Below are 13,410 nucleotides of genomic sequence, written 5' to 3' on the forward strand. Positions count from 1 at the left end.
ATTACCCTATCCTAAATAAGTTTTCGGCATTTTTAAATGTTGCCGCTGCCATATCAATACTTGAACTCTCTCGAATTTTTGCGACAGCTTCCAAGACGTATCTTGTGTATCCTGGTTCATTGCGCTGACCTCTATAAGGTTCTGGCGTTAAATATGGTGCATCTGTTTCAATTAAAATTCGGTTGCTTGGTGTCACTTTAACGGCTTCATGAACTTCTTTAGCACTATTATAAGTCACAATACCACTATAGGATAAATGCATCCCTAAGTCTAAGAATTTCTCTGCCCATTTTGCATCACCATTAAAGCTATGCATAATGCCACCAATATCACGAATATCAGCTTCTTTCAGGATTGTATAAACATCCTCAAAGGCATCTCGATTATGAATAGAAATTGGTAATTTTAACGCCTTCGCAATCTCAACCTGACGTTTGAAAACTTTTTTCTGCGTTTCAATTGGAGACGTATCCCAATGGTAATCTAGGCCCATTTCACCCATTGCGACAACTTTTGGCGACTGTAATTGTTCTATCAAAACTTCTTCAGTCTCCGGTGTGTAGGTTTTTGCCTCTTCTGGATGCCAACCAATTATAGAATATAAATTAGGATAGCTTTTTGATAGTTCTAGTGATTTCAAAATGCTTGGTTGATCAAATCCAACAATTGCCATTTTAGTCACGTCAAATGCTTTTGCACGCTCAATAACTTCAGGAATTTCCGTTGTAAATTCATCAGAATTAATATGTGTATGTGTGTCAAATATTTCCAAGGGATACCTCTCCTTTCTAGCAGTAAAATGAAGAAGGACTAGAGCAAAACCAAGTTTTGTTTCCAGTCCTTACTTTATTTAGCCTACAATTGCGCCATTTTTAATATCTTCATCAACGGTAATTAATTTCAATTTACCATCGTATTCTACAGATAGAATCATTCCTTGGCTAATTTCGCCTTTCATCTTACGCGGTTTTAAGTTCGCAACAATCACAACTTTTTTTCCTAATAAGACATCTGTTTCAGGATAAAACTCTGCTACACCAGACAAGATTTGACGATGATCAGGATCACCAGCATCTAATCTAAATTTCAATAGTTTATCAGCATTTTGTACTTTTTCAACTTGAATAATTTCAGCAACTTTTAATTCATTTGGCTCAAATTGATCAAATGTCGTTTGAGGTAATGTTAAGTTTAGAGCCACATTTTCTGGATTCCAATCTAAAGAATCCTCTGTATCATTAACTGCCATTGCTTTACGCCCTTTCTTCTTATCTGAAACTGTCATTTGATCTTTAATATAGGCAATCTCTTCTTCAACATCTAAGCGTGGGAAAATAGGCGTTCCTTTTTCAACAACGACGCTGTCCATTGGGAAATCAGAGTAGTTTAATTCTTCAATAGCCATATCTGCCGTGTCTAAACCTAATTGTTCAAAAATTTCTTTAGGTGCATGCGTCATAATAGGTTGGATTAAGACAGCAATCACACGTAAACTAGCTGCTAAATGTACCATAACACTATCAAGTTCAGCTTTACGTGCTTCATCTTTAGCTAAAACCCATGGTTGTGTTTCATCAATATATTTATTTGTTCTAGCAACTAATTTCCAGATAGCATTTAATCCATCTGAGAATTCCATTTTATCCATTAATTCAGTATATTCCGTAATTGTATCTTCAGCTGTTTGACCTAAGTCTCCATCAAATTCAGTTACGTTACCCTTTAATGCTGGAATTTTACCACCATCGTATTTGTTAATCATCGCAACAGTTCTATTTAATAAGTTCCCTAAATCATTAGCTAAATCAAAATTAACACGTGAAACAAAGTCTTCTGGTGTGAAGACACCATCATTACCAAATGGTACAGCGCGCATTAAGTAGTAACGGAGTGCATCCAATCCATAGCGTTCTACTAACATTTCTGGATAGATAACGTTACCTTTTGATTTAGACATTTTACCGTCTTTCATTAACAACCAACCATGACCAAAAATTTGTTTTGGTAAAGGTAAATCGAGCGCCATCAAAATAATTGGCCAGTAAATCGTATGGAAACGCACGATTTCTTTACCAACCATTTGAACATCTGCAGGCCAATATTTATCAAATAGTTCAGTATCATCTGAACCATAACCCAAGGCTGTAATATAATTTGCTAAAGCGTCAATCCAAACATAAACAACATGTTTAGGGTTACTTTTAACTTTTACGCCCCAGTTAAATGTCGTTCTAGATACAGCAAGATCTTCCAAACCAGGTTTAATGAAATTATTTATCATTTCATTTTTACGTGATTCTGGTTGAATAAAATCAGGATGATCTTCATAATATTTTAGTAAACGATCTGCATATTTACTCATTTTAAAGAAATATGATTCTTCTTTAACTAATGAAACTTCGTGACCACTTGGCGCTTTACCACCAACCATTTTACCGTCATCATCACGGAAAACTTCAGCCAACTGTGATTCTGTAAAGAATTCTTCATCAGAAACAGAGTACCAGCCTTCGTATTCTCCTAAATAAATATCGCCTTGTTTAAGTAATTTATCGAAGATATATTGCACAGCTTTTTCATGTTGATCATCTGTTGTTCGAATAAATTTATCATTTGTAATTTCAAGGGTTTTCCATAATTCTTTAATATCACTAGCCATACCGTCGACATAAGCTTGTGGTGTTGTCCCTAATTCTTCAGCTTTTTGTTCGATTTTCAAACCATGTTCATCTGTTCCCGTTAAGAAGAAAACATCATATCCTTTTTGGCGTTTGTAACGTGCTAAGACGTCACACGCAATTGTTGTGTATGAATTTCCAATATGTAATTTACCAGATGGATAATAAATTGGTGTTGTTAAATAAAATGTGGGTTTTTCTGTCATTTTTTAAGACCCTTTCCGTATCGTATTTCATGTGTTTTTTAACATTCGTTCTGTATAAACTCCTTAACAGTATATCATAGTTTTCAGCCGATTTTAAGCAATAAAAAGAGACAGTCCGTGAGTTTAACATAGACTATCTCTTTTAAAATTAGCGTGCATATTTTTGAAATTGACGAATAATCATAATTTCTTTTTCAGATAGCTGTCCATCTAAAATGGTAATTAAAATCCGCCCAACCCGTCTTGGATCTTGTTTCAGTGCCGTGATACTAAACGTTATCGCCGCAACCATCAACGTTAGTAGTAACCCTTCACCTTTTGTGAAAACTGTTCCAAATAACGTTATTGGATTTCCACCAAAAAAACTAGAAAAACCAAAGTAAAACAGAATGAAGTCAAAAAACCGCTGAAAATAAGTTAGCCATTGTAATCTAGTCTTTAGATTATTTAATCGAGTAAAAATTTCACTGTGTTCAATCATTTTACAACAGTCCTTCACTATAATTTAATTTTAAAATCAACTAATTGTGAACCATTAAAATTTGTCAAATATCGATGAAATTCATCCTTTAAAATATAGGGTAACACAGGAACTAAATCAGGTGTTAGTCCGACGTTTTGCTTATTCAAAGCCCATTCAACTGGAAAGTCTGCTAAAATACCTTCTCGTGTTCTTTGTGGATATTGTTTTCCAAATGGTTGTTGTAAAGAGATATGAAATAACGCTATTGTAGCTTGATATTCGTCGTCCACTGACCATTCAAGATAACCCGTTGGTCTACATTGAGAATCGGTAATTTTGATTCCTGTTTCCTCATATAATTCACGAAGCATCCCTGCAAGTTCAGATTCTTGTGGTTCACGTTTACCACCAATTCCATTCCAAAGACCAACATATGGTTTTTTCAAACGATTTAATAATAAAATGTTGTTTCCAGCTGTGATAACAGCTAGATTATATTTTGCTAAATCAATCATTATTCAGCAGTTCTAACTATAAAGCGCATCTTAATTGTTTGCATTAATTCTAACACTGTCATATCGTACGTACGTAAAATAACCTCTTTTGAATCCGCATTTCTAGGTACTGTAATAACAAATGCATTTTGTTGATCATTCTTTTGAATACCAACATAAGCTGACGCAAAATTAACATTACTTTTAAATTCAGAATGCATAATATCAAACAATTGACGTACTTCTAATTTTAATTGACGTTCACTGAAAACTGGTGTTAACGTTGCAAACGTATTTAAGTACATTTTTGGTAATTTCCACGCTTCAAGTTGTGCATCGAAGGCTTTAAATAAGGCAACCGTTGCTCGGCGAGCTTCAAAAGGTGCACGTAAGTCATTAGATGTTAAGATTTCCAATAATTTAAGTGCAGCATCTGTTGCGATAGGGTAAAATTCTAAGAATTTTTCAGTAATTTGTTCCATATCTTCATTTTGAAAGAACACCAAAGCATCTAAAAGTGTGATTAATCGGTACATTCCCCATTCATCTGGGCCGCTACCTTCTTTAGGTTCAGCAGTCACTGTTGCCAAGATTCCTTGATAGAATAATTCTCTAATATTATCATCAATAAACCCATTTTCTTCTTGTAATCTAAAAATAGTCCCATGTAAAACCGTATCATAAAGTTGAACAGCCGTCGCATTGATTTTATCGTCGATATTAAAATCATCCGTTGTCATTTTTAACATTAATTCAGGTGCCTGATTAAGTTGCAAGAAAAAATGGAATAGTTCATGCGAAATCAAGTAATCAGGTGCTGTAATATCAGTCACATTAATAATGAAATTTCCATCTTCTAACCGAGATTCTACTTGTTGATGCTTAATAAACCCAACTTTTTCGCCACCATATTGAATTTTAATTTCTCCATCAAATTGTTCTTTAATTGTAGTAATTAAATTTTGTGTATTTTGGTGTAATGTAATCTCAACCATTTAATTATCCCCTTTTTTTCTTAATTCATTTAGTTTTTTTGTTGCAACCTCTGTATCTGGTCGATTCTCATTTTTTAATAACTCAGTTAATTGTGCCACTTCTTCGTCTACAGCGCCAACTTTAACTGCCAGTGATTTTAGTTGAAGACCCATATGTCCCTTTTGAATACCCTCAGAAACAAGTGCTTTAAGTGCCGCTAAATTTTGAGCTAACCCAACACTTGCAACCAAACTAGCAAGCTCTTTTGCTGATCGAATACCCATCATTTTTTTATTAATTTGAACCATTGGGACAATATCAATCGAACCCCCAACAACTCCTATGGGCATTGGTAATTTAATTATGCCAACTAAATTATCACTGACTATCGACCATTTCGTCAAGCCACGATACTGGCCATCTTGGCTAGCATAAGCATGAGCACCTGCTTCAACGGCACGCCAATCGTTTCCCGAAGCAATGAGAACCGCATCAATCCCATTCATAATACCTTTATTATGTGTGACGGCACGATATGGGTCAAGTTGAGCCACTCGACTTGCTGAGACAATTTTCTTAGCTATGTGTTCACCACTAATTTCTGCAGAATCTAACAACGTAAAAGGAATTGAGCAGCTTGATTCAACTAATGAATCTGTTGCGTAGTTGGATAGAATACTCATAAGGACGTCTTGTTTAAACTGTGTTTGCAGCGTTTCACCAACTGCCTCCATCATTGTATTTACACTATTAGCGCCCATTGCTTCTTGAACATCTACTGCTAAATCTACCGAAATTAGATCAGCTGCTAGTTTTCGAACTCTGACCCAACGTGCGCCACCGCCTCGTTTTACAAGTGAAGGACGAGCAGCATTCGCTATTTTAATTAAATTCAATTGTTGTTCATTAATTTGGTTGATAACGTTATCCGCATCATCAATATTTTCTAAAATAACTTGACCTATCATTAAGCGTGATTTAATTTTTGTTGTAAATCCACCCGCAGATGCAATTATTTTTGCCCCATTATTATTTGCCGCAATTACAGAAGGTTCTTCAGTTACCATTGGGACCGTCATCTTTTTTCCATCAACTAAATAATTAAACGCAATACCTTCTGGCAAGGTAAAATCTGCTATATAATTTTCAGTCATCTGATCCCCTAATTCATGATTAAGAGCATGCGTTTCTATTTCTAATTTTTCATCATCTGAAATAAGATTGTCATTTAATAAGGTTATTAATCTATCATGCCATTTTTTTTGATAAAATTTTATAAATTTTGTCATTACCTTAGTCCTTTTTGTTGTTTTTACTTTTAGTAAGAGAAATAATTGGTTTCTTAGCTTATTTTACGCTATTATAGATAGATAATATATTACTTTTAAAAAAAGGGGCGTACTAAAATGAAAAAAATATTAAGTCTTGCCAGTGTGTTATTGATTGCTCTTGCTTTAACCGCCTGCGGTAAATCGAAAGATACAGCATCCGATGTAACACAAACAAAGGGTACATTAACAATCGGATTAGAAGGTACTTACCGCCCTTATAGTTACCACGATAGTAACAATAAATTAACTGGTTTCGAAGTTGATCTTGGTAAACAATTAGCTAAAAAAATGGATTTAACGCCTAAATTTATCGAATCAAAATGGGATTCATTAGTTGCAGGATTAGATGCTAACAAATACGACGTTGTTTTAAACAACGTTGGTGTTACAAAAGAACGTCAAGATAAATACAACTTTACATCACCTTATATTTATTCAAAATCAATTTTAGTCGTCAAAAATAATAACTCTTCTATTAAAACGATTAAAGATATTAAGGGTAAAAAGATGGCACAAACGGTTACAAGTGAAAATGGAGCCGATGCTGAACGCCTTGGTGCTGATGTTGTCTCAACAGATGATTTTGCAAATACAATCAGTTTAATCCTAGATGGTCGGGCTGATGGTACCATTAACAGTAACGATGCTGTCTATTCATACTTAAAAGAAAAACCTGATACGAACATTAAAACAATTTCAACAGGTTCTGAAATTCCAGCATTAAAAGTTGCTGGCTTAATCCAACAGGACAACCCAAAATTACAAAAAGAATTAAACAAAGCACTTAAAGAATTACGTGCTGATGGCTCATTATCAAAACTATCAAAAAAATATTTTGGTAGCGACATCACAAATAAATAATTCCAAAAGGACTGGTGCAAAATCCATTTTGTCATCAGTCTTTTTTTATTAATAATAGATTAAGAGAGGTTCCGCGTTTATGAAACTTGTTATTGATTCACTCCCAACCATTTTAGAAGCTGGAATTCGCTACACTATCCCTTTGACGATAATTTCATTCGTTATCGGGATCATCATCGCAATTATCACCGCACTAGTTCGAATATCAGATATAAAAAAAGGCAGTACCTTCACCCAAATTTTAAAAGGGATTGGTAAAGCATTCTTTTCATTCTATGTTTGGATTTTCAGAGGAACGCCTTTGATTGTGCAATTATTTATCCTATTTTATGGACTACCTAGATTACCAGCACCTTATACAGTTGAATTCGGCGCATTCAGTGCCGCTGTTATTGTTTTTTCATTAAACGTTGGTGCTTATGCATCGGAAACAATTCGTGCAGCTATTCTATCAATTTCAAAAGGTCAGTGGGAAGCTGGTTACGCCATTGGTATGACACACACAACCGTGTTATTTCGCGTTATTTTACCACAAGCAGCACGGGTCTCACTTCCACCTTTATCAAATAGTTTCATTGGTTTAATAAAGGATACGTCATTAGCCTTCTCAATCACGATTGTCGAAATGTTTTCCGTTGGTCAACAAATTGCGGCAAGAACTTATGAACCTATGACCTTATACTGTGAAGTAGCGGTCGTTTATCTAGTCTTTTGCTCAATTTTAAACGTTGGTCAATATTATCTAGAAAAAAGAACATCGCGTTACATTAAAAATAACTAGGAGGTCTTAACTTTGATTAAATTTGAAAATGTTAATAAATACTTCGACCAACATAAAGTCTTAAAATCGTTGTCATTTGAATTACCAGAAAACGAAACAACCGTCATCGTTGGTCCTTCTGGTTCCGGTAAATCAACCTTATTACGCTCATTTAATTTATTAGAACAACCCGAAGAAGGTCTCTACTCATTAGATGATAAAAAGATCGACTTTACCCAACCAATCAGTGAAAAAACAATTTTGGAAGTTCGTCGTGAAACAGGTATGGTTTTCCAAGACTATAACTTATTTCCTCATTTAACTGTTTTGAAAAATGTTATGGAAGGACCCCTTCACGTTTTAAAGGAACAAAAATTAATTGTTGCACAACGCGCTGAAGAACTTTTAGAATTAGTCGGTCTTTCAGATCGTGCTAATTACTATCCAAGCCAGTTATCTGGTGGTCAACAACAACGTGTAGCTATTGCTAGAGCAATGGCAATGAATCCTAAATATTTATTATTTGATGAACCAACTTCTGCACTAGATCCTGAATTAGAAGCAGAGGTTTTAAGAGTTCTACTTAAGTTGGATATAGAAAAAAAATCAATGGTTATCGTTACTCATAATATGGCCTTTGCAAAAGCTGTTGCCAATAATATCATTTTTCTAGAAGATGGCAATATCTTATTTAATGGTTCACCAGACGAATTTTTCAATCACCCTACAGAACGCATTCAAAAATTTTTATCAGCAATGACATTCGAAGATATTTTACCAAAATAAAAAGACATCAATTTTTGATGTCTTTTTATTTACCTAATTTAGTTGTTAAATAACCTTCTCGGACACCACTTTCAGAAAAAATGACACCAACAGAATTTAAATATTGTCCCAGAACAACAACTGGTGCAATTCCACCTACAATAATATCCGCACGGTTAGAAGCTATACCACTGACTTGTGCACGCTTTTTAGTCGTCAAGCCTACCAAGTCCTCAAAAGTTAATGAAACTGCCTTACGTGACAATTGATAGCCATTAATTGCCTCCGTATTAATTAGCTTCTGTTTTTTGCGGTTTAAACGTCCAATAATTCGATTTGAGCCGCCAAGTAGTACGAGGGGCAACTCCATTGCTTCCTTCAACCACTCCAACTTTTGAAAAGCGGTCACCAAGTACTCCATTAACTGAAATAATTCTTTACTCGTAATCTGTTCATTTTTTAAATATTTTTCGGATAAAGTCACTGCACCAAATGGCAAACTCACAAGATGTACCACTTTTCGATTAACCACATGGATTAATTCACTGCTTGCGCCACCTGTATCCAAAATCAAGCAATCATGAATTGGTAAGGCTTCCATTACACCCATATAATCGTAATAAGCTTCATCATCCCCACTTAAAACTTCAATATCAGCACCAACTGCCTCTTTAATTCGACGTAAAAATTCTTTTTGATTTCGAGCCATTCGTACAGCTGCAGTGGCAATTCCATGTACAGCAACCGGTCCATAAATATCATATTGTTTTTTAAAACTAACTAAGGCTTCAATTGTCCTAGCCATCGCATGTTCCTGTAACACTCGGGATTTCCCCATCCCTTCAGATAATCGTGTTTCCGATTTTAAACGCTTAATTTCTTTAAATTGTCCATTATCAAGTTGTTCGTTAATTGATAATCGAACCGAATTTGAACCCAAATCCAATAAAACAAACTTTTCCATTATTACTCACCTCATACTAAATCAAAGAAACGTTTCACAACCGAACTAGTTAAAATAATTAATTCCAATCGCATCTCTAACTTCGTTCAATGTTTGGTTTGCAACAGCATTAGCTTTATCACTACCCGCTTTTAACATTGCATAAATGGCTTCAGGATCTTTAGCTAATTCAGCTCGTCGTTCACGAATTGGAGCTAACTCAGCTTCAAGTACTTCATTTAAATAACGTTTAATTTTAACATCGCCTAAGCCACCTGCTTGATACTGGGCCTTAAGTTCGGCAACTTTTTCAGTATCTTTATCAAAGATATCAAGATAAGTAAATACCATGTTACCCTCAACTTTACCTGGATCTTCAACATGAATATGATCTGGATCTGTATACATTGACATTACTTTCTTCTTCAATGTCTCCGCATCATCGGCAAGGAAAATCCCGTTTCCTAGTGACTTACTCATTTTTGCATTACCATCTAATCCAGGTAAACGTCCTTGCCCTTTTGGAGGGAAGACACCTTCTGGTTCAACAAGAATATCTTGTTGATAAATTGTATTAAAACTTCTAACGATTTCGCGTGTTTGTTCAATCATTGGTTCTTGATCATCGCCAACAGGTACAACTGTTGCTTTAAATGCTGTAATATCTGCAGCCTGGCTAACCGGATAAACAAAAAATCCGGCAGGAATACTGCGTTCAAAATTCTTTTGTTGAATTTCAGCTTTAACTGTAGGATTACGTTCCAAGCGAGAAACAGTTACCAAATTCAAGTAATAACTTGTTAGTTCCGTTAATGCAGGAATTTGAGATTGAACAAAAATAGTTGATTTGTTTGGATCAATACCAACCGCTAGATAATCTAACGCTACTTGAATTAAACTATTTTTAATTTTTTCCGGATCACGTGCGTTATCTGTCAAAGCTTGTTGATCAGCAATCATGATGAATATCTCATAATCACCAGAATTTTGCATTTCAACACGATTCTTTAATGAACCGATGTAGTGCCCGATATGTAGTTTCCCCGTAGGTCGATCCCCTGATAAGACTACTTTTTTTGTCATATTTACGCTCCCTTTCTATCTATAAAAAAAGTCCTATTGTTAGTAAATAACAATAGGACGACTGTCTCGTGGTACCACCTAAATTGCAGAATAAAATTCTGCCACTTACCGATAAGGAGGTTACCCAAAATTCTCATATATCCAATTCAGTCCGCCACCATACCTTCCAGCAAAATCAGTATGTCCCTGTTCTAGTTGGCGTTCCTACTTCGCAATAATCAATGAATTATCTATTAGTGTAAGTGTAGCGTGTTCAACAGAAAAAATCAAATAATATTAAATACTAGACGAATATTTCAAAAACCTTTAAACTAGGTCAATAGTACAAAGGGGGCATTAAGATGTCAGAAGAAGAAATCGAACAAAATAGAGTTGATTCAATTATTACTGAAATTAATCACCAATCTATTAAAACAGCCGAACTATGTGAAAAAGCACATAAAGAAACCTCATCAGTTGAAAAAAACTATGTAGATAATGCCAAAATCAATACTTTTGAAGTTGATGATAGAATTGAAACGAATGCCGAAGTGCAACAACAGAAACAATTGGTCGCCACGACTATCCAAACTGAAGAAATATTAGAAAAACAGGTTCATACTTTAAAACAATTAGGCGATTCACCTTATTTTGGACGTATCGACATCCAAGACGATGGCGATCCAGAACAGGAACAACTCTATATTGGTCTAGCCTCTCTAGTAGATGATCATCAAAATTTTCTAATACATGACTGGCGTGCACCTATTTCAAGTATTTATTATAACGGCGCATTGGGTCATATTTCTTATAAGACACCACAAGGAACTCAAATGACAGAATTATCCAAAAAACGTCAATTTCAAATTAAAGAAGGTAAAATCCTATCGATGTTTGATACCAATGAAACAATTGGCGATGAATTATTGCAACAAGTTTTAGGCGAACAAAGTGACACACAGATGAAAAATATTGTTTCTACAATTCAACAAGAACAAAACACAATTATTCGAGATACAACAAGTGACTTATTAGTTGTCCAGGGGGTTGCCGGAAGTGGGAAAACATCCGCTATTCTACAACGTATTGCATTTCTACTCTATCACTCAAGAACATCACTAAATGCGGATCAAATTATATTATTTTCTCCAAATCTACTTTTCAGTCACTATATTTCCGATGTACTACCTAGCCTGGGCGAAAAGAACATGAGACAAGTCACGTTAGCCGAATTCTTCTCTAATCGTTTTCAAGGATTAAAGGTTGAAACCTTATTTGAAAATTATGAGTCAAACAATAAACATGCTTCATCTGATTTAAGAGGTAATGCACTTTTAAAAAAAACAATTGAAAATTACTTAAATGCAGTAGATTCATCTGAATTAGCCTTCACAGATATCATTTATGAAGGTATCCCGTTCTTTAAAAAAGAAGAAATCGCTAATATATTTACACATCTACCACATAATATGTTGTCATCAGATAAATTTACCGCAACAAAAAATACACTAACAAAACGATTAAAAACTAGAATTGCCGAAATGGCAGAATCTGATTGGATGCGTGAAGAAATTGATTCGTTATCTGATTCTCAATATGAAACATATTTAAGTGATTATGAACGCGATGAATTTGATAGTATTGATAAAGAAATATCATATATTGGTACCATTATATTAAAAGATCGCTTTAATATTGTATATGATGCGATTTACAATAATTATTTTATTGATATTTATGAGCAATATGCTAAATTCCTTGAAATTACAATTTCAATAGAAGAAAAAAAATCATTCCAATCAAACTTAGAGCTTCATAAAATCACGTTATTAGATGCCACACCACTACTATTGCTACGAGACTTACTAACGGGTGATGGTCAAAATAGAAATATCGAACATCTTTTTATTGATGAAATTCAAGATTACTCTCCGCTGCAACTCTTATATTTAAAAAATTGTTTTCCTAACGCTAAATTAACACTTTTAGGAGATAGTGAGCAAGCTTTATTCTATGATTTAATCTTACCAGCTAAATTTTTAGAAAATTTAAATCATATTTTACAAGTTAAAAAAACTAATTTAATTATTTTAAATAAAAGTTACCGATCAACATTTGAAATTACTAATTTTGCAAAATCATTGCTACCAGACGGAAATAGCATTGAATCATTCACACGTCATGGCGAATTACCTAAAATATACTTTAGTAAAACCCGGGCTTCTGCACTAGCATCTTTAATAGCCCTAATTAAAAATGGTGATACTAATAACCAACCAGTAACTATCATCACTAAAAATTTGGCTGAATGTAAATTACTATATAGTGAACTCAGATCATTAGTAAAATTAACAATGGTTACAGATGGCGACAGAAAAATTCCAGAAGAAACAATAATATTACCTATTTATTTAGCTAAAGGCTTGGAATTTGATTCTGTTATTGCTTTTGATATTTCAAAAAAAAATTATATTTCAAAAAATGATCTTGGTACCCTTTATACTCTTTGTTCACGAGCAATGCATACCTTAACTATCTTTTCCATTGAGTCACTATCTCCGTTGCTTACGAATTCCATAAATAATTCTAGTGTTTTGATTGTTTAAATTTAGGTTGATTTATTTTTAATATTACTATAGACTTTTATAGTAATGCCGCTTTAGCTCAGTAGGTAGAGTATCACCATGGTAAGGTGGGGGTCACCGGTTCAAATCCGGTAAGCGGCTTTTTATTTTACAATCGCATAAAAAAAGGACATTAACAATTATGTTAATGTCCTTTTTTTATTTATTATTAGCATGGCAACGTCCTACCCTCGCAGGGGGCGACCCCCAACTACTCTTGGCGCTAAGAAGCTTAACTTCTGTGTTCG

Annotated in this window: 11 protein-coding genes, 1 tRNA gene, 1 rRNA gene and 1 pseudogene; 5 read left to right on the forward strand and 9 right to left on the reverse strand. The window is 34.3% G+C overall.

From position 1 onward, the window contains the following. Nucleotide 1 precedes the first annotated feature (1 nt). From AC1RPQ_RS06455 to AC1RPQ_RS06480, 6 genes and pseudogenes are all read right to left on the reverse strand, one after another. On the reverse strand, nt 2-772 hold the full coding sequence (locus AC1RPQ_RS06455; protein WP_481761795.1) for a TatD family hydrolase: 771 nt from the start codon (nt 770-772) through the stop codon (nt 2-4). A 78-nt stretch (nt 773-850) separates the two neighbouring features. Further along, the gene (gene metG, locus AC1RPQ_RS06460; protein ID WP_481761796.1) at nt 851-2,884 is read right to left on the reverse strand and encodes a methionine--tRNA ligase; all 2,034 of its coding nucleotides are present in this window, start codon (nt 2,882-2,884) and stop codon (nt 851-853) included. Nucleotides 2,885-3,032: 148 nt separating this feature from the next. Beyond that, nucleotides 3,033-3,365: a hypothetical protein gene (locus AC1RPQ_RS06465; RefSeq protein WP_409021927.1), complete on the reverse strand. Its 333-nt coding sequence runs from the start codon at nt 3,363-3,365 to the stop codon at nt 3,033-3,035. A gap of 17 nt (nt 3,366-3,382) precedes the next feature. Continuing rightward, the gene (locus AC1RPQ_RS06470; protein ID WP_481761797.1) at nt 3,383-3,862 is read right to left on the reverse strand and encodes an NUDIX domain-containing protein; all 480 of its coding nucleotides are present in this window, start codon (nt 3,860-3,862) and stop codon (nt 3,383-3,385) included. Further along, nucleotides 3,862-4,836, reverse strand: coding sequence for an IpaB/EvcA family protein (locus AC1RPQ_RS06475; protein ID WP_481761798.1), 975 nt, complete (start codon nt 4,834-4,836; stop codon nt 3,862-3,864). Before AC1RPQ_RS06475 ends, AC1RPQ_RS06470 begins: the two co-directional genes overlap by 1 nt. Continuing rightward, nucleotides 4,837-6,108: pseudogene (locus AC1RPQ_RS06480) on the reverse strand (hydroxymethylglutaryl-CoA reductase, degradative); the annotation flags it as partial. A 114-nt stretch (nt 6,109-6,222) separates the two neighbouring features. Here AC1RPQ_RS06480 and AC1RPQ_RS06485 point away from each other — a divergent pair. The 3 genes from AC1RPQ_RS06485 (at nt 6,223) to AC1RPQ_RS06495 (ending at nt 8,554) form a co-directional block, all read left to right on the forward strand. Then, complete coding sequence (locus tag AC1RPQ_RS06485; RefSeq protein WP_481761799.1) at nt 6,223-7,008, forward strand: transporter substrate-binding domain-containing protein; 786 nt, start codon at nt 6,223-6,225, stop codon at nt 7,006-7,008. Between the two features lie 79 nt (nt 7,009-7,087). After that, nucleotides 7,088-7,789 (forward strand): amino acid ABC transporter permease, encoded by a 702-nt coding sequence (locus AC1RPQ_RS06490; protein WP_481761800.1) that lies wholly within the window; start codon nt 7,088-7,090, stop codon nt 7,787-7,789. A 12-nt stretch (nt 7,790-7,801) separates the two neighbouring features. Next, entirely contained in the window at nt 7,802-8,554 is a 753-nt protein-coding gene (locus tag AC1RPQ_RS06495) for an amino acid ABC transporter ATP-binding protein (RefSeq protein WP_481761801.1), read from the forward strand. 25 nt (nt 8,555-8,579) lie between these two features. Here the strand turns inward: AC1RPQ_RS06495 and AC1RPQ_RS06500 are convergent, their stop codons facing one another. Then, complete coding sequence (locus tag AC1RPQ_RS06500) at nt 8,580-9,497, reverse strand: Ppx/GppA phosphatase family protein (protein ID WP_481761802.1); 918 nt, start codon at nt 9,495-9,497, stop codon at nt 8,580-8,582. Between the two features lie 45 nt (nt 9,498-9,542). Further along, the gene (trpS, locus tag AC1RPQ_RS06505) at nt 9,543-10,559 is read right to left on the reverse strand and encodes a tryptophan--tRNA ligase (RefSeq protein WP_481761803.1); all 1,017 of its coding nucleotides are present in this window, start codon (nt 10,557-10,559) and stop codon (nt 9,543-9,545) included. Between the two features lie 341 nt (nt 10,560-10,900). Here trpS and helD point away from each other — a divergent pair, with 341 nt between their 5' ends. Both helD and AC1RPQ_RS06515 read left to right on the forward strand, forming a co-directional pair. Further along, nucleotides 10,901-13,144: an RNA polymerase recycling motor HelD gene (gene helD, locus AC1RPQ_RS06510; protein ID WP_481761804.1), complete on the forward strand. Its 2,244-nt coding sequence runs from the start codon at nt 10,901-10,903 to the stop codon at nt 13,142-13,144. Between the two features lie 47 nt (nt 13,145-13,191). Further along, a tRNA-Thr gene (locus tag AC1RPQ_RS06515) sits at nt 13,192-13,264 on the forward strand. A gap of 70 nt (nt 13,265-13,334) precedes the next feature. On the opposite strand, the gene rrf is transcribed toward AC1RPQ_RS06515, so the two are convergent. Further along, nucleotides 13,335-13,410 (reverse strand): 5S ribosomal RNA (gene rrf, locus AC1RPQ_RS06520); the annotation flags it as partial.

The organism is Dellaglioa sp. CoH-57-MRSF-21 (assembly GCF_056781915.1).